We start from the raw sequence: 22072 nt of genomic DNA, 5'->3' as shown, positions 1-22072 counted from the left end.
TGACCTTTCTCTTTCTATTCACAAACAAGAATTTGTCTAGTAAATGATCCTTTTCTTGTAATACAGCGATCTGTAATTTCAAATCCTGCTTCATGGATCATGTCGTCCATTGTCTCCATCGTTACAACGACTACCTTTTTAGCGATGCGGCGTGCACTTGAAAGAATGGAGAGCTGGTCTTCTGGTGTGGCATGCGTAAATAGGTCGTACGGCATATCGATAATGGCAACGTCGTAGTTCTCAGTAATTTCCTCGATTGGTCCTTTTGTGACTGTTCCTTCAAATCCGAAATGTGCGATATTTTTTCTTGTTCCAAGAACTACAAGTGGATTTATATCTCTACCAACGATGTTAATCCCCATAGAAAGTGCTTCTACTACTACTGTTCCAATACCGCAGCACGGGTCAATTGCTCGTACTCCCTCTGGATTTGGTACAGCGATATTTGCAACCGATCTCGCAACACGTGTGCTAAGTGATGTCGAATAACTATGCGGTTTTTTTATGTGATGATACCAAACTGGTTCGCTTTCTACATAGTGCCCGAAGTACCAGCGTCCTCCAAGAGGAACAATCCCGAATACACGCTCTGGATTACGAACATCCGCTTCTCCTTCAATATGCATGCCAAGGTCTCGTTCAATAAGACGTCTTTCTCCATATTCAATTTTATTTTCTCCAACGAGGTCATTGATTTTAACGAAGATAACTTTAAACGACGCCCCCGCTAAATCAATTTGTTCCACTTGTTTTAAAATGCTTTTTAAGTCGTCCCCTTCATACATAACCTCAACGCGCTCTTTCATAAACGCACTTCTACTCGGGTCAATTTTTACATCACTTTTTAAAATATTAACGTGCGACTCCATTCCAAAGAACGAGCGCATTTCCAAGTAACATAAAGCACGCTCCTCCTCACGAAATGCATACGTATATATACAGGCAGGTGTTTTACTATGATTATTCAATCTATTATCATCCTCTATCGTTTAAAATTGTTATGATTACAATTACTCAAATACTTTTTTGTATATAAAATTAAATGATATCATATGCCGGAAATAAAGAGAAACGTTAATAAATAAAAGAGACTGCCAATGGCAATCTCTTATTATTTATTAACGGAAAGAAGACACGTTGTTACCCATTTCTTCATAGTAATCTAAAATACCTTGATAAATAGCTTCCGCTGCATTTTGTCTTTGCGCTGGTGTAGCTATTTTATCTGCATCACTTTTATTATCTACAAATGCTAATTCTGCTAATACAGCTGGCATTGTATTTTCTCTAATTACGTATAAATCGCCTTTTTTCACACCACGATCTTTTGTTCCCAGTGCATCTACAAGACGCTCTTGAATTTTTTCTGCTAGTAAACGACTTTCTGATACGTTAGGATTTGTTCCTCTTGCTGTCGCTGATTCATAGTAGAATGTTTCTGTACCTTGTCCATTTTTCTCTTCCGTGCCATTACCATGAATACTTACAAAAATATCCCCATTATTTTTTTGAGCAAATTCTACACGTTTCTTTAAAGAATCAGAAGCACTTGTTCCTGGACGTGTATCATCTGTACGAGTGAATAACACAGTAAATGGTGTCTTTTTCTCAAATATTTTCTGTAATCGTAATGATACATCTAATACAGTTTCACTTTCTTTCTCATAATAACCTGGATTACCTGAATCTGCTCCACCATGACCTGGATCAATAATAATCGCTTTTCCTTCTAAGAAATTCCCTTGCTTCACTGGATTTAATTGATTTTTATTAACCCATTGGAAACCAGCGCCCATGCGGATACGAATCCAGCTGCCGTTCTCTTCAATAACAGTTACTTGCTGTGCGTTATGTGTTCCCATTACTTTTGATGAAGAAGAAGCTTCTGCATAAGTAGTGAATCCTTCATTAATAACTTCTGTTTTCTCTACTAAAGGTGTCCATTTATCACCGTTACTTGTTGCAATTTTGATCCATCCATCTCGTTCTTCTTTAATTTCAACCGTTTGTGGGTTATGCTGATTCGCACTAATCCCAGAACTTAATGATGGTGCGTGATATGTAATGAATTTTCTATCTATGTACATTTTCTTTGTTTCTACTGGACGATCACTATTCTTGCTAAATTTATCTGTTTGCGCAGTAAGCTGAGCTGCTTGTTCACGCGTAATAGAATCATTCGGTTTCCAGCCATTCTCTGTACCTAAAGAAAGTTTTAATTCTACTAAAATATTAACTTCTTCTTTACCCCAATGATTCTCTAAATCAGCGAATTTTGTAGGAACTGGTCCTGTTACTTTGCTTTTCAGATTATATGCTCTTACAAGCATAGCTGCCATTTCAGCACGGGTTACTTTTCCTTCAGGATCAAATACTCCTGGTTCTCGCCCTTTAATAATATTCTCTTTTTCCATGGCTGCAATAAATGAAGCTGCCCAATTATTTTTTGCATCATTATAAGACGGCTTTGCATTCGGATCTACTTTAGCACCAATTGCTGTTGCGATAATCTTTGCTGCCTGGGCACGTGTTAAATTTCCGTATGGCATAAAGTTACCATCTGGCATACCGTTAATTACATTTCTCTCTACTAAATAATAAATTGCGTCTTTCGACCACGCACTATCTGAAACATCAGGAAATTTCTTCGTTTCTGCTAAACTACTAATTGGATGTGCTAGTAAATTTGCTGCTAATAAACCTGCGGCTATTGCTTTGTACTTCATGAAAAATAAATCTCCTCTCAAAACTTCATATTCATACAATTTTTTTATTCAAGCTAACTAAAAAATATTAACTATTAATTAATTCCTTTCATAGTGTATAACATTATATATCTATAGTAAATACGTTTCCGGCCTTATAACAAAAATCGCATATATATAACTTATAATGAATGTATATAAAATAAAACTTTAATCAACCCACAAATAGCAGGATAAAAAAAACGATTAGGACATGTCTCCTAATCGCTTCGCCAAATAAAAAGCTGATTAAAAATATTATTTTTTATCAGCTCTCTATTATCTATGAAATTATTCTTCAATTAAATTAGACATTACATATGCATACACTAATGCTTCTGTATGCGCAATAGAACTTTCATGTGTACGTTCAAATGCGTGAGAAGAATCAATACCCGCTCCAATTAAAGCATGTTTCACATCAAATCCCGCGCGAATCGCAGCTGATGCATCAGATCCGTAGTATGGATAGATATCTACTTTATATTCAATATGATTCGTTTTCGCAAGCTCTACTAAATGTTTACGCAGTGCGTAATGATACGGGCCGCTAGAGTCTTTTGCACAAATAGATACTGTATATTCATCAGATGTTTGTCCATCACCTAACGCTCCCATATCAACTGCTAAGTATTCAACAGTTTCTTCTGGAATGTTAGAATTACCACCGTATCCAATCTCTTCATTATTAGAAATTAAGAAATGCGTCGTATATGGTAATGTTACGTTTTCATCTTGTAATCTTTTAATTAATTTTAATAAAATCGCAACACTTACTTTGTCATCTAAATGACGTGATTTTATGTATCCACTCTCTGTAATTTGAACGCGCGGATCAAATGAAACGAAGTCTCCTACTTCAATTCCTAATTCGCGTACTTCATCAGCTGAAAATACGCGCTCATCAATACGAACTTCAATATTTTTCTCATCGCGTTTTGCTTCACCTGCATCTTTATATACATGTACAGATGTTTGATGCATTAAAATCGTTCCTGTATACGTCTTGCCACTTGATGTTTCAATTTCGCAATATTCCCCTTCTACAGAGTTCCAGCGAAATCCACCAATCATAGAAAGACTCAGGCGACCATCAGGCTTAATTTCTTTCACCATCGCACCTAACGTATCAACGTGTGCCGTTAATAAGCGGTGCTGCGCATCATTCTTCCCTTTTACCGTTAAAATAAGAGCGCCTTTATTGTTACGCTTCGTTTCTACGTTCCACTCACTGACATAGTTTTCAATGAAATTAATAATTTTTGCTGTATTTCCAGATGGACTCGGAATAGAGACAAGCTCCTTAATCAGTTCCATCGTTTCTTTCGTATGATGTGCCATTGTCGTTTCCTCCTCATTTTCTCTACTATTCAGTATACAAAATTCGCCAGAAAACCTCTACTTATATAGCTTAATTTTCTAAATTGTAGTAAAATTCTTTTTAGTATACAAAAGGAGTCCTGAAATATGAATATATCAAAAAAATATATACACATTGCACTCATTTGGTTTTTAGCATCATTATTTTGTTTACAAATCTCTTATGCCATTCATACTACTACTTCTATTACAATCGGCTGGATATTAACAGCTATCTTCTTCATTATTAGCTTCATTGCAACAAAAAAGCATAGCGTTACTCATTAACGCTATGCTTTTCCTATAAAACTATTCTTCTGAAACGTCTAATAAATAAATACCTCTTTCAAATCCACCGCGCTCTACTTCTTTTTTCTTACGAAGGCGTTCCACATCTTCAATCGATGCACCTTCTGCACGTGCTAATGAAATGATAACTTCTAGCGCATCCGCAAGAGAATCTAGCGCATGTTCGCGTTCTTTCATAGAAGCAAATTCACGAATTTCTTCTGTTCCAATTTTCGCTAAAGCTTGTATGTATGCTTGACCTGTTAATTTTTGTGCTGTATACGTTTTTCCAGACATTAAAATCTTCTCTGGAACACGATCTCTTACTAACTTGTTATATGCTGACATCATTCATCCTCCTATATTTAATAACATCCGAGCTCTGCTTTATAGAAAAACCATTTTTTCTTCACGCACGCACTTAACATATCAATTCCTGATCCATGTGCTCTTACATGTGGAAAGAAATAGTGCTCTAAGTCTTCGTCCTTACCATATAGAGTTTGATACTCATCTGGAATCGCTTCTTTTTTCACATCTTTTTCTTTCGTCACCCCGTCAGAAAATGCAACACTTGGATGTCCCTCAAAAAACAACGCAGTCCGAACTGCCAAAGATGGTGTACTATGCAAAGCAGAATATGTAAGCAAAATAATAGTGATAACACCGATCATTTTCTTCATGTATTACTCCTTAAAAAAAGTGCTAACACAATTATACTAAAATGTGTTAGCACTTTCTCCCCTTTATCCCGAATTAACGAGCTAATAATCAGTGAGGAATGGACAAACTTTATTCCCCTTTAAATGCTGGTAAACGTTTCTCTAAAAACGCAGCAATTCCTTCCTTATGATCCGCTGTTTGTCTCATTGCATATTGACCACGCTTTTCTAATTGCAATGTTTGCTCTAAATTAGAGCGATTTACTTCACATAAAATTTGCTTCGTTTGAATCATTGCTTTAATCGGTTTTTGTGACCATTCATTAATTTTTTGCTTCACAGCCGTTTGGAAATCTTCGCCGATTACTTCATCAATTAAGCCGATATCAAGCGCTTCGCTCGCCGATAATTTCTTGCCTTCCCAAATAATTTGCTTCGTCATATTTTCACCGACGCGCTTTTGAAGGAAGAAATGACCGCCTCCATCTGGAATTAAAGCGATTCCAATAAAGTTCATCGCAATAACAGATGATATATCCGCCATTACATAATCAGCTGTTAACGCAATACTTAACCCAAGACCTGCAGTTGGTCCATGAATTGCACTAATAACAAGCTTTGGCATCGTATATAACGTCACGACAACTTCAGAAATAGTATTCATAATGCCATCAAACTTACTTTCATCATTACTTGAAAGCATCGATTTAATATCCCCACCCGCAGAAAAACCACGGCCGTTCCCGCATAACACAACGATATGCGCAGAACTTTCCGCTACTTCTTTCAACTTTTGTAATAACTCTTTTAATGTCGGCTCATCTAACGCATTTAACACCTCTGGGCGATTGACCATAACCGTTGCAACGTGGCCTTCATATTTCACAACGACAGATTCTGTTTTACTTGTTATTTCCATTATATATACCCCTCTTTTCTCCATAAAGATTATACTTATATAATTATAGAGAACCATTGAAAAATCCTTCTTTTTTCTCAATTTTCTGTCTAATAATCTCGCAATTTGTACATATACCGTATAAAACATACAATTCCGTTGAAAAATATAGAAATTAAAGTCGGTTTATCCATGCTTTTCATCTATTTACCATTACAATGAAATGGTGTATTCTTAAGTTTGATAAAAAAACAAATATTGAAATTCATTCGCCTTACTATGTAAAAAAGGCTTTATACCCATCTTTTGGGTGTTGTAATAAAGGAATGAAGAACTGGAGGAACATATGGTTAATAAGTTGAAACAAACGGATAACTACTTCCCACATTTCCTATTGCTATTCATTGTGTTTCAACCAATTTTAGATTTATTAACATCTTTTTCAATCTATATACTACACATGAGCGCAACAGTTGGAGTTGTAGTCCGTTTCGCCTTTATGCTTCTTGCATTAGGATACCTACTTCTTCATCACAAACAACAAGATGCGAAAAAGTACATCCTCTATTTATGTTTACTCGGAATCGCACTCGCAATCGGTCTTGTAAATAATATGATGGTTAAATCTCCATTTTCATTTGGAGAAGAAGTTAAATTCATTTTAAAGAGCATATATCCAATTGTGCTACTGTTTGGATATATTATCGCCTTTAAAGAGCTAAAAAATAAAGAGTATGTATTTCATAAAATCATTACATATTTCTTATATGCAACTTTAATTTTAAGCATCACAATGATTGTCGCAATGCAAACTGGAACGGATTTCCCAAGCTATCCTCATTCAAAAATCGGTTCAAGAGGTTGGTTCTTCGCTGGAAATGATTTAAGTTCTCTTTTCGCCATTATGTTCCCAATCATTGTCTTATATTCGATTCATAAAACAACTTCTTTCTCGAAAATATATTACTGGATTCCAACAATACTTGCGATGTATGCAAGTATTATGGTCGGAACGAAAGTCGGATATGGCGCAATTGTTATTACATTAGGCGTAGCACTTTTCTTCTCATTCATTGAATATATGATAAATCGTAAAAAAGAAGGAAAAGGATTCACACATATTGTAAATACCGTTGTTGCCGCAGTTATACTAGGAGGTTTAATTGCTCTTACACCGCATACTCCTATCGCAAAAAATATGGGCATTCACATGCAAATATACGAATACAAAAAATCAGTACAAGAAGAAAAAGATCGAAAAGAAGGAAAAGTAATTAAAGAAGATCCAGAAGATGCAAAAAAACATGCAAAAGGTGAACTTACAGATTCTGAAATGAAAAGTTTGATTTACAGTGATCGCGACAAATTCTTAAAAACATACAAACAGTACTATAAAGACGCACCGCTTTCACAAAAACTATTCGGAATGGGTTACGCTGGTAACTACACAGATAAAATTAAATTAATTGAAATGGACTTCCATGACCTATTTTTCGCCTTTGGAATTGTCGGTTTCCTTATTTACTTAATACCACTTCTATACTTTGGTATTAAATTATTCATCCGCATGATCACAAACTTTAAGAAAATCATGACCGTAAAGTATATGCTATTAGCGAGCACACTCATTCTATCACTTGGCATTGGCTTTATGTCTGGCCACGTATTAACAGCGCCAGCCGTTAGTATTTTCTTCATTGTTATTCTCGCTTATATCATTGTTGATTTTGAAATTGAATAAAAAAGAAGGTGCTACGAAATATTAGTAGCACCTTCTTTTTTATTTAATTAATGTTTTACGTACTCTAAGCTTTCTTTTGCGATATACGCTTCTGTTACAGTAGGGTTATCTGAAATAACTTTAACCCACGCTTTTCCATTTATTATTTCTTCACCAGTAACTGTGACAACTGCATTTGTATTTAAACGATACAGTCGCTCATTTGATATACTAGGATTCTTTTTCACTTCCACGTTATTCATCACACGTGCAAGTTTATACTTGTTGTATTCTTTTTTACCCAAATAAGAATCAAAACGGTTCATGTGCCCCGCTACTTTTTTACCCCAGTTCGCATCAGATGCATATTTTGCATTTAAACCAGCAGCTTTATCACCTGTATATGTTGCTGTATAACGCCAATGTCCTGGATTTAAATATCCTTCATTCATGTATAATTTTGCTGCATGTTCAATACAATCTTCTTTTGAATTAAATGCTTCCCCGTTACCATATGGACTATCGTCTGTTGCTTTTAAACCAAATAAATTATTTTTGTCTTTTGCAAGAGCGCTTGTTCCATAATAACTTTCATGAATTGCTAATGAATATAAGAATAATGCATTTACATTATACTTGCTTTCTACTTCTTTAAATTTCTTTCCTAAACCAATTAATGGAGAGTCTGGCTTAATCGATTTCACATAACTATCTAGTTGTTCAGCTGTATAATCTGTTTTCGAACGTAATGATAAATAATTGAAATATTGATAGAAAGTTTCGTCTCCAAATGTCTTTCCATCTACACTATACATTTGCTGTCCTTGCTTCATGAAAGAAGGTGCCACACCATATCTAAATTCTGTATATCCAGGTGAACTTGTATTATATGTATAATATTTATGGTATAAATATCCATCTGATTTCACATAATAAGACGACTGTTTCATTTCATTTGTAGGAATTAAAGTGATTTCATTCTTCTTCACATAACCTGTCAAACCAGAAAGTTGAACTTTCACACGATCTTCGCCAACTTCTAACACTTTCAATTCTGTTCCATACTGAATATACGTATATACTGTTGACAAATTCTCATCATAAATATTAATGATGTTTTGCCCAGTTATTCTTTTCGCACTTGCAAAACCATCTTTAATCCATAAAAATTCGTTCTCGTATTTTACCGCATTCATACCTTTATTTTGAGCAGCCGTAACCGCTTCTTTATACGTATTATAGCGCTCTACTTCTTGCTCTGTTCCGTTTTCTCTTACATTTGTCACAACATATTTCTTAGTTTCTACAGGATTGCTATTTCCGTTTTTTTCAATCGTCTGAAGCATACGATCCAACATAGCTGAAGCCATCCCTCTTGTAGCTGATAAATGTGGTCTAAATGTATTATCTTCTGGATACCCTTTAATAATTTGAGTAGCCACCATAACTTGCACATGCTCTTTATAGTTAATACTATCTTTATCAGTAAAGGTAAGCGGACTTACAGCTACTTTAATATTTTTATAGTCTAACGCTCGCTTTACCATTATCGACATTTCTTCACGTGTAATCACATCATTTGGTGAGAATGTCTCGTTCGTACGACCATTAATAATTTTCGCTCCATATGCTCTACTTACACCATCATATAAACCGTAAGTCTTCGGCACATCCTCAAAATTCGAATCAGCTTTCGGTAAATTTAAAGCCCTTGCTATGAATGTAGCAAACTCTGCTCTTGTTACTAATTTATCAGGCGCATATACATTGTCTCCATACCCCATTAAAACTCCTTTAGTAATAAGTGAGCGCATATGCGTCTCAAACATATGTCCTGTAATATCATCATTTGCCGCATAACTTGAAATAGGAGTTAAAAGTAATGATCCCGTTAATGCCACTGCTGTTATACCTTTTGAAAAAGTCTTCAAGGTTATCCTCCTCGTAATCTACGAATTTATTATCACAAATTTGATTATATAATACTCACAATCATTTTAGCATAATAAATAGGATTTAAAATAAAACGTTTTTTAATTAGAATTTTTATTACATTCAAAACAAAATAAAAGACACTTTACTTTCTTAATAAAGTGCCTTTTTCCATATGATCAATGAGTTTCTTTGTTGCCTGTTTGCCTTGCAACCGAAGCTCATCTATTGTCAATTGTAACTCTTGCTGCACAGTTCCTTGTTGCATTAATTGCTTTTTCGCAATTTCATATAAATATTCAGCACTCCATTCGCCATCCACACTTCCTATAACTGGCTGATTCACTTGACTTAAAAACGAATCAATTTTCGGATCGTATGAAATCCCGACCATTGGAGTTTTGGCTACAGCAGAAAAAACTAGTGCATGAAGACGCATGCCAATTAGTAATGAACATTGTGATAAAATGAATATTTTCTCGTCGATATCCATTTTATATGGAAGCATATACGTCTCTTCTCCCATTAAGTCTACTACTTCACGCGAAGCTTTTTGATCAAATGGCTCATGCATTGGAACAAATAGAATTTGGTATCCTTCTTGCTTTAATTTTTTTAATGCCGCAGCTAATTTTTTTATATAATCTTCTTTTGCATTCCAATAACGCACACTAACCGCGATTACTTTTCCATGTATCGAATGTTTTTGCAACCAATCCGATTGTTTTGTCCGTTTCCATGTTAAAACAGGGTCTGGAACAATTTCAATATCGTTTTTTATGCCAAGTCCTTTTAAATATAAAAACGAATCCTCATCTCGAACTGATACATAGGAAGCTTTTGACAAGTTCCATTTTACTAATAGACGATTATATCCTTTTGTAATTGGACCTATTCCTTGTGAATAAATATAATACGGCTTTTTTAATAATCGAGCGAGTCCCATAATACCCGTATAATATAGAATACTCTTCGTACTTGTCTGATCTTGAAGAAGGCTCCCGCCACCACTAATAACTCCATCACTGTTTTTGATCGCATGATAAACAGCTTTTATATCCCAGCGATCTACCGATTCTACACCATACATTTCCTTTGTATATTTAGAATCATTTGATAGTACTACTAGTTCTATATCCGGGTTCTCTTTACTTAACGATTCAATAATTGATTGTAGAATCGCCTCGTCTCCAACATTATAAAAACCATAATATCCTGATAAGACTAAACGCACCCTAAATCTCCTCCAAAACTAGGTAACCGTTTATTTCATCTAACATAAACTGGTACCCATTCCTTACCTAAACACTTAATACCCTACATAGTTTCCTCTTTATCAGCTCATATGAATTTTAATAAAAAATTAAATTTTTATATTTATCTTTTCAAAAATGGTATTTTTTTTATTGATATCCATTTTAATTTCAAAGCACATACACCATACAAAATGGTTGTAATGCTTAATGCTATACCACTGAATAATAACGTCATAATTCTTGAAGATGTAACATCTATCACATTAAATAGTTCATACAATCCTAGTCCTAAAATAGATGCTATTGCTAGCACACCAAAAAAACTTTTTAAATGAATAGAATAGGCAATATAGCTTCGAATATACAAATGATTTACAATACAAATCAATACGTAAGTAATGAATGTACTATACGCCGCTCCATCTATGCCAAACTTCTGCACGAACATTATGTTTAACACGACTTTCACACAACTCGCACCAATAACTATCCATGCAGCTTGTGCAGAACGGTTAATGCCCTGTAAAACACCTATTGATAATACCATAACCGCAGTAAAATACGAACTGCCAATCATAACTGTTAACATACTACTGCCTTTTACGTCTGTGAACAATCCGGCATTTAACGGTACTGTTAATGCCATCAACCATATTGTTAACGGCGCTGTCAAAACATGCGCTAGTCGATTTGTATTTTGAATTGTTATTTTCGCCAAATTTATATCTCTTTTGGCCAATGCGGAAGTTAAGAGTGGTATTAACGGAAATACAATTGCACTTGCAAAAATAACAATTATTTGCGTGAATGCAAAACCGCGACTGTATATTCCAAATTGTTCTTGAATTTCTGTTGATGATCCTTGTAATACATGCGGTATTGTAAGCGAGTCTACTAAATTTAAAAGTGGCATTGATAAAGCTCCGATAGCGATTGGGATCGATACCCTCAATATCTTTTTGCCGTTTTCTCTTAAATCTCGGAGTGAATAGGAATTGCTTTTATTGTAGTATGGACTTCTATTATATTTTATACGCAAATATATAAGCGAACTAATGACTCCAAGAAAAGAGCCAACCATCGCACCACTAGTAATAACAGTATTACTCTTATCCCATGATACTAGTATGTAAGCAATTATTAACATAAAAAACACACGTACAAATTGCTCAATGACCTGTGATACCCCTGTTGGTTTCATATCACCGAAACCTTGAAAATACCCTCTATAAACTGCCATGTATGGAGCAATGAGTAATGCTAATGAAGTAATAAGCAACGGCATTCTAGTTTCTTGTCCACCAAGCATATTTGCAATTTCAATAGAAAATAATACAATGACTAAACAGCCGAAAACGCCAAATGCTATTCCTATAATTGACGCTGATGTAAATAATTTCGCAATTTCCTTTTGCTTATTTTTTTCGTTCAACTCTGCAATTAGTTTCGAAATTGCAAGTGGAACTCCGGCTACCGATAATGTAAGAGCAATCATATATACAGGAAAAACAAGACGGAAAATACCGAGCACTTCATCTCCTGCAATATTTTGTAATGGAATTTGAAAAAAACTACCAAGCAATTTTGACAAAAAAGTTGTAATTGTTAAAATCGCTGCTCCTTTTACAAATGTTTTATTCATATTTTTTCTCTTTTCTTTTATACATATACTCTCAAACATATTGTTTTAAACGATAGGGATTCACTTTATCCCATTGGTTATCATAACAAATTTATTATAGGTTGAATACTTGGTTTTTTTTACAAAATAGAAAAGAGAACCAATTCACGCCTATCTCTTCACACTCTAACTTCTAATTCCTTCCATTATATGTACACATTATAACTGTTTTCTTTACTCAAAAAGAGCTCTTCTCTATCACTGCAGTACATATTACTAAAAACATTATAAGAATATCCCACAACTCTACATTATAATGTATGTAAAATTGTGAGATATTCTAATTACCATCTAAACACTTAAGATTTTCAATTGTTCTTTCTGTTCATCGCTTGCCATTACTATGATTGTTTTTTCAATACTCGGATGTACTTGCTCAAGCTTTACACTTGCTCCTACTTTATTTGATTGCTCAACAAAATTTAATAATGCCATAGCTCCTGATACATCCATATAACGCACATCTTTCATACGTAAAACAACCGGTGACTTCACATCTTGTAAAGTAGAGAAAATACGATCTACTGATAGGAAAGAGAGCGGTCCTTGAATTGTGTACGTTTCTTCTTTTTCTTTTACGATAGAAGCTTTGCGTTCTTTACATTTCACTATATATATGATGAACGAAAGAATAATACCGAATGCAACAGCAATCATTAAATCGAACTTCACCGTTACAATCATCGTTACGAGCATAACAACGACATCACCTTTAGGAGCGACATGCATCTTTTTCATGCTTCCCCAATCGAACATTCCAATACCAGTTAAAATTAAAATACCTGATAATACAGCAAGTGGAATATATTGTACGACCGAACCAAGACCCATAATAAAAATGAATAAGATAACACTATGCATACATGCCGAAAGTGCCGTTTTACCGCCACTTCTTATATTCACGATAGACCTTACAGTCGCACCTGCACCTGCTAATCCGCCAAACAATCCGCTCATCATATTACCGATACCTTGTCCAACGAGCTCTTTATTACTTTTATGACGTGTACCTGTCACATTATCCATTACGACCGATGTTAACAACGAGTCAATCGATCCTAATAAAGCAATACTAAGCGCTGGTAAAATAAGTGCTGCTATTCCTGTTCCACTTAAAGATGGAATATGAAGCGTAGGCATCGCTTCTGGAATGGTTCCAATCTTTTCAATTACTTTGTTTAATGAAAGATTTCCGATAATCGGTAAATTTACTGTAAGTCCTTCGAGTAGGGAAGAAAATAAAGGTAGCAAAGCTGTCACACCGACTAGTGCTACTAAACTAGACGGAATCGCCTTAATCCATTTACCAGAAACAATCATTACAATAATCGTTAACACAACAAGTAGAAAACTATTTTGTACGTGCTTTATTTCGCCTAAAATAATGATTAATGCAATACCATTCATAAATCCTGAAACGACAGGATACGGAATATATCGAACGTAAGAACCGAGCTTACATACACCGAATAAAATTTGAAATAACCCTGCCATCATAAAGGCAATAAAACTTGCCTCTAACCCGTGCGTCGCAATAACTCCTGTTGCGATAACGGTAATTGGTCCAGTTGGCCCCGTTACTTGCCCAGGTGTCCCGCCAAATAACGCTGCGAATAAACCTGCAAAAATCGCACCATACAATCCAACAAGCGCTCCCTCAGACGTTCCTGTCGCAGCAATACCAAATGCAATCGCAAGTGGTAACGCAACAATCGCAACAGTAAATCCTGCTAAACATTCCTTTGCTATTTTTTGAAACATAAAAAAACCACCTTTGTATAAAGTCCATGTTCCATTGTACACCTAAAAAGATACATTCGTTAGCTCACTTTTTACATTCTCGTGACGTAAACGTATTCAATGAAAAGTTTCCCCCTTATCTTTGGAAACAATTGCAACTATGCTATAATGAACAAATTAAATCTTTTACTATATACTTGGAGGCACTATGCTAACTTTTGAAGAAAAATTATCGATTATTGAATCTTTCCCAGAACTAGAAAGAAAGAACGTATCATTAAAACGTGTAAACTTCCACTTTGAAGAAAGTCGTTTAGATAAAAAGAACGTTGTATTTCATTTACACCCAAATGGAAATGGATTTGTGTATGCAAGCGGTATTAAAGGTTACAAAACGGATGATAAAGGTATGGTTAACATCCGTGAGTTTTCAGCAGAAGAGTTACGTTCAGTAATTGAGAAATCAATTGACCTTCTATCACAAGAAGAAGTAGTAGCACCTGTAGAACCTGCGAAAGAAGAAGAATGGCAGAACGAAGATGGTCATATTCTTACTCTTATTTCAGAGGATGACATGTGGAACGTGTACGCTGGTGTAAACTTAGACGGTACATTCAACTCTTATCCAGAAGCTGCGGAATACCTTGATGAAGAAGGGTTTTCACGTAAATAAAAATAGAAACCTATTTCATTGAACGACTTTTATAGTAATCAAAAAAGACACTTAAGGTGTCTTTTTTTGTTATATAAACTCCTTTCTCACACTAACTCTATTAATTTTCATAAAATGATTCAGAGGAGGTTTATATGAATACAACTGCTAAATTAATAAATTGGAAAGAACATGGCGATATGATTATTCTAGAATGTGAATTAAATGGAAAACGCTTCGAGATATCAACATATAAACAACGAATATATAATGCACACCTTTTATCAGCTGACGTTTATATTCGTTTAGATTCATCTGATAATATAATTGGAATAAATATCTATAAAAAGTAAGAAAAGCCCACTATTCCGTAAGCGGGCTTTATCTTTATTACAAAATGTTAGAGTATACTCTCTTTTTTTCATACAGTTTATGTAATTATACATATTCATTAAAAAATACACTAAATGAATATTACATGTAGTAAAATATAACTTGTGGGCACGTTCTATAAAGCAGATTCTTTTAAAAGGCGTAACATATCAATTATTATAGGGGATGTGGCGTCACTTCGATATTGATCTCAAATCTCTTGTCTTTTGTGAACTAACAATCTAGTGTATATAGACGATTCTGCTTTATAGTGTGTGTTTACACTCATAACAAAGGGGTAATGGTAATACGGATAGATTCCGATTCGTATGAAATGAAATGGTTCAAGTCGGAGAGAGGCACCTTAAGGTGTCTTTTCTTTTTGGACATTACATCCATTTTGTTTTTCCACCTTATTTCAAATGCGCTAATTAACCTTCACCAAGAAGAAATGAGAATTAAGTAAATATAAAGTGACTGATATTCACTTAATTCCCAACCTCTACAAAAGAACAGGACATTTAAGAATTAACAAAGATATTGTTTCTTCTGTTTAATCTCTTACAGAAAAAGAGACGAAAACCCCATAGATATGGGGTATCCTTCATTTTCTATTTTTTCGCACCTTTCAGTGACTCCCTCAGCACAAACTTCTGCAACTTCCCGCTCGCATTACGCGGAAGTTCATCTACAAATAAATAATGACGTGGACGCTTATAATCTGCTAATTCGTCACTTTCTTTGCAATACGTTTCTAAATCAGCTTCTGTTATTGTTTCATCTTTCTTCACAATAACTGCCACAACACGCTCTCCCCATAATTCATCTGGCTCACCAAGTACCGCCACATCTAATATACCGGGATGACTATGAAGGAAATCTTCAATTTCACGAGGGTAAATATTTACGCCACCGCTAATTACCATATCATCAACACGATCTGCAACGAATAAATAACCATCCTTATCAAAGTATCCTAAATCACCAGAATGATACCATCCTTTATACATCGATTTTTTATTTGCCTCTTCGCGATTATGATAGCCAGCCATCATAGTTGGGCCGCGTAAAATAATTTCTCCTACTTCATAAGGAGGTAATACATCATCTGGTTCTGCCGGTGCATCCTCGTTCGGTTTCACAATACGAACTTCATGACTAAAGCATGGTGTGCCTGCTGAACCAGCTTTCGTAATTTGATCCTCCTCTACGAGAAATGCCACAACTGGTCCCATTTCTGTCATTCCGTATATTTGAACAAGGTCAATATAAAGACGTTCTTTACATTCCTTCACTAACGCCGGTGCCATTGCCGCTCCGCCATATATACCGATTTTCATTGAAGTTACATCATACTGAGTTAAATCTTTTTGCAACAACATATTCCACATCGTCGGTGCTGCAAAGAACGTCGTAATCTTTTCTTCTTGAATCGTATGTAATACTGTGTCTGTATCAAAATGATGTAAAATAATATTCTTCCCACCAACTTGAATGCGTGGTATGATTCCGGCATTTAATTCACCACAGTGATATAAAGGCGCAACAACAAGCCCAACGCTATCTCTATTATATTTTAGGAAATACGTACAAATCATACTATGCTCAGCCATTTCACGATGACGATGTAACACGCCTTTCGGATGACCTGTCGTACCGCTCGTATAAAGCATAGAACAAAAATCCATTTCATCAATTTCGATATTTACTTTCTCAGAAGATGCTGCATTCACTTTTTCATGGTAGGAACTTGCATAGGAAGGTTTGTCGTTTTCTATAGACCAAAAAGATGTATTTGGAAAATCTCTTTCAATTATAGCAACAGTTGACTCAACTGCTTTTTCAAAGACAACGACTTTCGAGGATGCGTCCTGAAGAATATAAGATACTTCTTTCGCCTTTAAGCGAAAGTTAATCGGGTTAAAAATTGCACCAATCTTCGCACAAGCTAAGTAAACGTTTACAAATTCATGACAGTTATATAAGTAAACAGATACTGTATCTCCCTTTCTTACTCCGTCTTCTAATAAAGCGTGTGCCGTTTTATTTATTTGTTCATCCCACTGTTTATATGTCCAGCGAATATTTTTTTCAGGTTCCACTAACGCCTCTTTATTCGTATACTTACCAACAGATAAATCAAAAATTCTCCCTATCGTCATGTACATGCCAACAATTTCCCCCTTTTCTCTTTCATAAATCTATCATTTCGTCTATAAGTAGACATTGTCCTTCAATGTTTTGACTAATTTTTCTGATTATTATCGACATAGTTTTACATACGATACCACTAGACGGTAAATGAAATTATATCGGCGATTTTTCGAATATATCGACTTACCGACAAAAACTGACAAGATATAATCGGCCCCCGTTACTGCAGGATAAAAAGAGGTTGTTCCGACTCGGAACAACCTCTTTCTTCTTATGCGAATAGCTCTTCTAAAATTTTCAATTTATCTTCTGTATATTTTACGAAGCCATCGTTATATGATTTTGGATCTTTCGGATTCGCGAAGTGCGTAATTGCCCCCGTCTTCGGATGAACAAATTTACTTGATGCACCGCAACCAAGTCCGATAATTGATTGTACTTCTTCCATAATGACAATGTTGTAAATACTTTCTTGCGTCGGCATTGCATAACCAACGTTCTCTAAGTTACCTAAAATATTCTTTTGACGATATAGGTAATATGGTACGTAATTATGCTTTTGCGTCCACTCTTCTGCTTCGTGCATCATCGCTGTAATTTCTTCGCGACCTGCTACTTTATATTTACGTTTGTTTTGCGTCATTTCAGAAGCACGTTTAAATGATAACGTATGAACTGTTAATGATTCTGGCATTAACTTTTCTGTTTCATCTAACGTATGCTTGAAGATATCTAACCCTTCACCAGGAAGACCAATAATTAAGTCCATATTAATATTGTTCATTCCCATTTCACGAGCTAAATGGTATTTCTCAATTGTTTCTTCTACAGTATGATGACGTCCAATTGCTTTTAGTGTCTCTTGATGATATGACTGCGGATTAATACTAATACGGTCAATGTTCCATTTATTTAACACTTCTAGCTTTGCTGGCGTGATCGTATCTGGACGACCTGCCTCAACTGTTACTTCACGTACATTTTTCACGTCTGGGAACGCTTCGTACATTTCTTCATACAGCATATCCATCTCTTCTGCTGTAATACTTGTAGGTGTACCGCCGCCATAATAAATCGTCGTAACTTTCACACCTTTTTCTTTTAAAAACTTACCAATTTCACGAACTTCATAATGTAAACCACCTAAGAACGAATCAACAGACCCTTGGCGTCCATTAATCGCATAAGCCGGGAATGTACAGTATGCACATTTCGTTGGGCAAAACGGAATACCGATATAAATACTTACTTCTTCTTTCAAACGGTATAAATCCGGAACAACTGCTAATTGGCAATCAACAATACGCTGAAGAAGTTCAATTTTCTCTTCATGAATTAAATAACTTTCACGAAGTTCTTGATGCGCTTCTTCTTTTGACATACCATTTTGAAGCATTTTATGAAGAAGTTTCGTCGGACGTACTCCCGTTAAAATACCCCAGCTTTGTTCAAGTCCAGTTAACTGCTGAAGAACAGAAAGATATACATAAGAAACAACGTGCTTCACTTGCTTCATACGCTCTTTTTCATCTGTGAAAGCAGATAAATCTTTCGAGAATGTTTCTTCATACACATTTCCTGTGCTAACATCCGTTAATCGAGCGGATGCTTTCACATTATCCTCAATGTGTATATCAACGATCAGATTCGCTTCCTCTTGTTCAAATCCAATCGTACTATCTTCAAAAAATAAGCCGCCAATATTTTGTAGCGGACGTAAAAAACGATCATCTTGTAACGTTTTAATTGAAATTAACACATTATCACCTTTTCATTTGCAAACTCTCTTTAGTTTACTTGAAGGGCGTTTACAGGTCAATACAGAAGGTTTTACCTGTTTCTCTTACATTTTTTCAAATAATTCTTTTTATGAATATCGCTCATGTATATAGACATCATGATTTTCTCTTGTTAAAATTTATTAGTACAAAAAATCGTTACATAGCGAAAATACAATATATAAAGGAGGAATGTTAACACTAGATTTTATAATCTAATGTGTTAAAAAAAATATGAAAAAGAAATTTTATAGTGTATTAACTCTCTCTCTTGCATTACAAACTGTTCTTGCACCTACTTATTCATTTGCAGAGAGTGCTGAAAAATCCGCCGAAGTATATACGGAGGATCAAGTTTTTAAAAGTATTAAGGAGCATGTTAATGAGCATAGTACTCATGAAGAAGATATCGAGGTTACTGGCCAATTCCTACTATACACTTCAAAAAAACATTCATTATATACCGCGAATGATTTAAAAAACAAATCGAATATCGAGATTACAGAACAAGTCGTAACGGCGACAAAGAAAAAAGGAAATGCTTACTACATAACGACGCCAACTGGCGCTGGATGGATAGATAACAATGATAATAGCTTAGAAGTTCAAGAGATTCATAAACTATCTAACCAAAAATTAATCGTAAAAGAAGAAGCTTCCATACATGCCCTTCCGTTCCAATCGTTTAAAGAAGAAGGGAAACTAGAGCCACAAGTCATTACTCCTACTGAACAAGCTGGAAATTGGTTTAAAGTCCAAATAAACGAAACAGCAAAATGGATTTATGCACCTTCTGCTACATTTGAAGGTACAAAAGCTTCATTACTAAAAAACAGTCGTACTGCTAAAAATAGTTTATTGAGAGCTCCGGAAGCTCTACAAACAAACAATATTTATGGCGTTACATTTAAAGAAATGATTGTCCCAAAAGGAAATGACGATATTCGCCCTGGCTACCCGATGGTACCTAAATATATTACGATTCACGAAACGGCTAATACAGCGAAAGGTGCTAATGCTCTAAATCATGCAAAATTCTTAGATAACCAAGCACGCGGAACAGCTGATCGCGCCGCATCTTGGCATTTCACAGTAGATGATAAAGAAATTTATCAACATCTTCCGGTAAATGAAGTTGGATGGCATGCTGGAAATAAAACTGGAAACTATGAATCTATCGGAATTGAAATTGCCGTTAATCAAGATGGAAACTATGAAAAAGCGGTAGAAAATGCCCGTAAATTGGCAGCTTATTTAATGAACGACTTAAATATTTCTCTAGATAAGGTCCAAAAACATCAATTTTGGTCAGGAAAAAACTGCCCTGCGTTTATGATTCAACGCGGACAATGGAATGCTTTCTTAAAAGGAACTGAAACATACTATAAGGAAAACCAAAAAAATCCCGTAACTGATGACATTACAGGTGGATGGTATGAACAAGACATTCGTCAATTAGCAGCTAGAGGCATTATGCAAGGAGAAGGGAACGGCAAGTACTTCCCAGAACGTCTTGTAACGCGTGCTGAATTTGCTACATTAATTACTCGTGCTTTACAATTACCAAGTGGAAATGCTAAGTTCACAGACTTAGAACAAGTACACCCATCTTTAAGAGACGGTATTAATCGTGCAGCAAGCGCAGGTATAATCCGCGGACGTGGTGATAATACATTTGATCCAAATACTACAATTACACGCGAAGAAGCTGTTATTATGATCGATCGTTCTCTAAAACACGCTGGTATTTTTGCAAAACAAGTTGAACTACCATTCGTAGACCAAAACTTAATTTACGCTAAAGAAGAAGTACAAAGAGTGTATGGATATGGAATTGTAAAAGGTAATGAATTTAATCAATTCGTACCAAAAGGACCATCACAACGTGCACACGCAGCTGCATTTATAAACAGAATGCTTAACGTAATTGAAGCTTAAAATATTTATCATTCCATATAGATATTTTCATTTTATCTGTATTCACTTAAAAAGGCATCAGAGATTATATATCTCTGATGCCTTTTATACATCTTTTAACTATTTTTAGCCATGAATCTTAAACGTATTCCTAGTAGCAGAAGCATAAAACCGATGAATGGAACGTAATTCGTATTGTGTCCTGTAGCTGGAAGTTGTTGATTATTAGAAGAACCTTGTCCTTTTTCTGGTAAATTAGGTTTTTCTACTCCCTCACCTGGCTTTTCTGTTCCTTCACCTGGTTTTTCTGTTCCTTCACCTGGTTTTTCTGTTCCTTCACCTGGTTTTTCTGTTCCTTCACCTGGTTTTTCTGTTCCTTCACCTGGTTTTTCTGTTCCTTCACCTGGTTTTTCCGGCCCTTTTTCTGTATCTTTTTTATTTGTAATTTGAAGCTTTACAACTTCAATTTTTTCATTAGAAATCGTAAATTTCATTTCCTTATCGGATAAAGTATATCCTTCTGGCGCTTGGATTTCTTTTAAAGTGTAATCTCCTGGTTCTAACTTCTTAGAAGTCGCTTTACCGCTCTTATTTGCTGTTAATGTATCGATTTTTGTTCCGTCTTTCCAAATTTCAAACACTGCGCCTGCTAATATTTTATTTGTATTATTAGCATCTACCTTTGTAATTTCTAATTGACCTGTAATTTCTTCTTTCATTTTTTCATTCATAACTTCTTGTTTTACTACTTCATTTGCTACAACATTTACGTCTACTGTTACTTCTAGCGCTTTATAACCTTCCGGCGCTTTCGTTTCTTCTAACGTATACTTTCCTGGCACTAAGCTTTCGAATTTCACAACGCCGTCTTTATTCGTTGTTTTCGCTTCTCCAACTACTTGACCAGCTTCGTTCTTTA

At 35.2% G+C, this 22072-nt stretch carries 18 protein-coding genes; 5 read left to right on the top strand and 13 right to left on the bottom strand.

Features of this window, described 5'->3' with window-relative positions; translation table 11 throughout:
- Positions 1-14: 14 nt before the first annotated feature.
- From ACO6VI_RS25390 to ACO6VI_RS25380, 3 genes are all read right to left on the bottom strand, one after another.
- Positions 15-968 carry a TRM11 family SAM-dependent methyltransferase gene (locus tag ACO6VI_RS25390; protein WP_001059324.1) on the bottom strand — a complete coding sequence of 318 codons (954 nt, stop codon included), beginning with the start codon at positions 966-968 and terminating at the stop codon, positions 15-17.
- A gap of 150 nt (positions 969-1118) precedes the next feature.
- Complete coding sequence (locus ACO6VI_RS25385) at positions 1119-2726, bottom strand: N-acetylmuramoyl-L-alanine amidase (RefSeq protein WP_000875328.1); 1608 nt, start codon at positions 2724-2726, stop codon at positions 1119-1121.
- Between the two features lie 309 nt (positions 2727-3035).
- Entirely contained in the window at positions 3036-4085 is a 1050-nt protein-coding gene (locus ACO6VI_RS25380; RefSeq protein ID WP_000930086.1) for a M42 family metallopeptidase, read from the bottom strand.
- Between the two features lie 126 nt (positions 4086-4211).
- Here ACO6VI_RS25380 and ACO6VI_RS25375 point away from each other — a divergent pair, with 126 nt between their 5' ends.
- Positions 4212-4391, top strand: a complete 180-nt coding sequence (locus ACO6VI_RS25375) for a hypothetical protein (RefSeq protein WP_001027083.1) — start codon at positions 4212-4214, stop codon at positions 4389-4391.
- Between the two features lie 21 nt (positions 4392-4412).
- Here ACO6VI_RS25375 and ACO6VI_RS25370 read toward each other — a convergent pair whose 3' ends face one another.
- The 3 genes from ACO6VI_RS25370 to ACO6VI_RS25360 all read right to left on the bottom strand — a co-directional run bounded on the left by ACO6VI_RS25370 (position 4413) and on the right by ACO6VI_RS25360 (position 5996).
- Complete coding sequence (locus tag ACO6VI_RS25370) at positions 4413-4739, bottom strand: nucleoside triphosphate pyrophosphohydrolase (protein WP_001277348.1); 327 nt, start codon at positions 4737-4739, stop codon at positions 4413-4415.
- Positions 4740-4756: 17 nt separating this feature from the next.
- Positions 4757-5074 carry a hypothetical protein gene (locus ACO6VI_RS25365; protein ID WP_000738198.1) on the bottom strand — a complete coding sequence of 106 codons (318 nt, stop codon included), beginning with the start codon at positions 5072-5074 and terminating at the stop codon, positions 4757-4759.
- A gap of 109 nt (positions 5075-5183) precedes the next feature.
- Positions 5184-5996, bottom strand: a complete 813-nt coding sequence (locus tag ACO6VI_RS25360) for an enoyl-CoA hydratase (RefSeq protein ID WP_003269647.1) — start codon at positions 5994-5996, stop codon at positions 5184-5186.
- Positions 5997-6297: 301 nt separating this feature from the next.
- On the opposite strand from ACO6VI_RS25360, the gene ACO6VI_RS25355 reads away from it, so the two are divergent.
- A complete protein-coding gene (locus tag ACO6VI_RS25355; RefSeq protein ID WP_000247522.1) occupies positions 6298-7692 on the top strand; it encodes an O-antigen ligase family protein in 1395 nt (464 codons plus the stop codon).
- A 47-nt stretch (positions 7693-7739) separates the two neighbouring features.
- Here the strand turns inward: ACO6VI_RS25355 and ACO6VI_RS25350 are convergent, their stop codons facing one another.
- The 4 genes from ACO6VI_RS25350 to ACO6VI_RS25335 form a co-directional block, all read right to left on the bottom strand.
- Positions 7740-9602, bottom strand: coding sequence for an S-layer homology domain-containing protein (locus ACO6VI_RS25350; RefSeq protein WP_000847495.1), 1863 nt, complete (start codon positions 9600-9602; stop codon positions 7740-7742).
- A 146-nt stretch (positions 9603-9748) separates the two neighbouring features.
- Positions 9749-10837 carry a polysaccharide pyruvyl transferase CsaB gene (gene csaB, locus ACO6VI_RS25345; RefSeq protein WP_001241597.1) on the bottom strand — a complete coding sequence of 363 codons (1089 nt, stop codon included), beginning with the start codon at positions 10835-10837 and terminating at the stop codon, positions 9749-9751.
- A 143-nt stretch (positions 10838-10980) separates the two neighbouring features.
- Positions 10981-12501 (bottom strand): putative polysaccharide biosynthesis protein, encoded by a 1521-nt coding sequence (locus tag ACO6VI_RS25340; RefSeq protein WP_098834265.1) that lies wholly within the window; start codon positions 12499-12501, stop codon positions 10981-10983.
- 330 nt (positions 12502-12831) lie between these two features.
- Complete coding sequence (locus ACO6VI_RS25335) at positions 12832-14301, bottom strand: SulP family inorganic anion transporter (protein WP_000486667.1); 1470 nt, start codon at positions 14299-14301, stop codon at positions 12832-12834.
- A 187-nt stretch (positions 14302-14488) separates the two neighbouring features.
- Between ACO6VI_RS25335 and ACO6VI_RS25330 the strand changes: the two genes are divergently transcribed.
- Complete coding sequence (locus ACO6VI_RS25330; protein WP_000954998.1) at positions 14489-14953, top strand: hypothetical protein; 465 nt, start codon at positions 14489-14491, stop codon at positions 14951-14953.
- 134 nt (positions 14954-15087) lie between these two features.
- Positions 15088-15285 carry a hypothetical protein gene (locus tag ACO6VI_RS25325; RefSeq protein WP_001098258.1) on the top strand — a complete coding sequence of 66 codons (198 nt, stop codon included), beginning with the start codon at positions 15088-15090 and terminating at the stop codon, positions 15283-15285.
- A 630-nt stretch (positions 15286-15915) separates the two neighbouring features.
- Here ACO6VI_RS25325 and ACO6VI_RS25320 read toward each other — a convergent pair.
- Together ACO6VI_RS25320 and ACO6VI_RS25315 are read right to left on the bottom strand one after the other, a co-directional pair.
- Positions 15916-17472, bottom strand: coding sequence for a fatty acid--CoA ligase (locus ACO6VI_RS25320; RefSeq protein ID WP_422424382.1), 1557 nt, complete (start codon positions 17470-17472; stop codon positions 15916-15918).
- Positions 17473-17729: 257 nt separating this feature from the next.
- Positions 17730-19217 (bottom strand): coproporphyrinogen III oxidase, encoded by a 1488-nt coding sequence (locus ACO6VI_RS25315; RefSeq protein ID WP_000908776.1) that lies wholly within the window; start codon positions 19215-19217, stop codon positions 17730-17732.
- A 253-nt stretch (positions 19218-19470) separates the two neighbouring features.
- On the opposite strand from ACO6VI_RS25315, the gene ACO6VI_RS25310 reads away from it, so the two are divergent.
- Positions 19471-21174, top strand: a complete 1704-nt coding sequence (locus ACO6VI_RS25310; protein ID WP_063546573.1) for an S-layer homology domain-containing protein — start codon at positions 19471-19473, stop codon at positions 21172-21174.
- Between the two features lie 95 nt (positions 21175-21269).
- Here the strand turns inward: ACO6VI_RS25310 and ACO6VI_RS25305 are convergent.
- A partial coding sequence (locus tag ACO6VI_RS25305) for a SpaA isopeptide-forming pilin-related protein (RefSeq protein WP_422424381.1) occupies positions 21270-22072 on the bottom strand: 803 nt, incomplete at its 5' end.

The organism is Bacillus sp. PSXD-155 (genome assembly GCF_049310765.1).
GTDB lineage: Bacteria > Bacillota > Bacilli > Bacillales > Bacillaceae_G > Bacillus_A > Bacillus_A cereus.
Note: the sequence above shows the minus strand (reverse complement) of the source record. Positions and strands in the feature narration are given on the sequence as shown.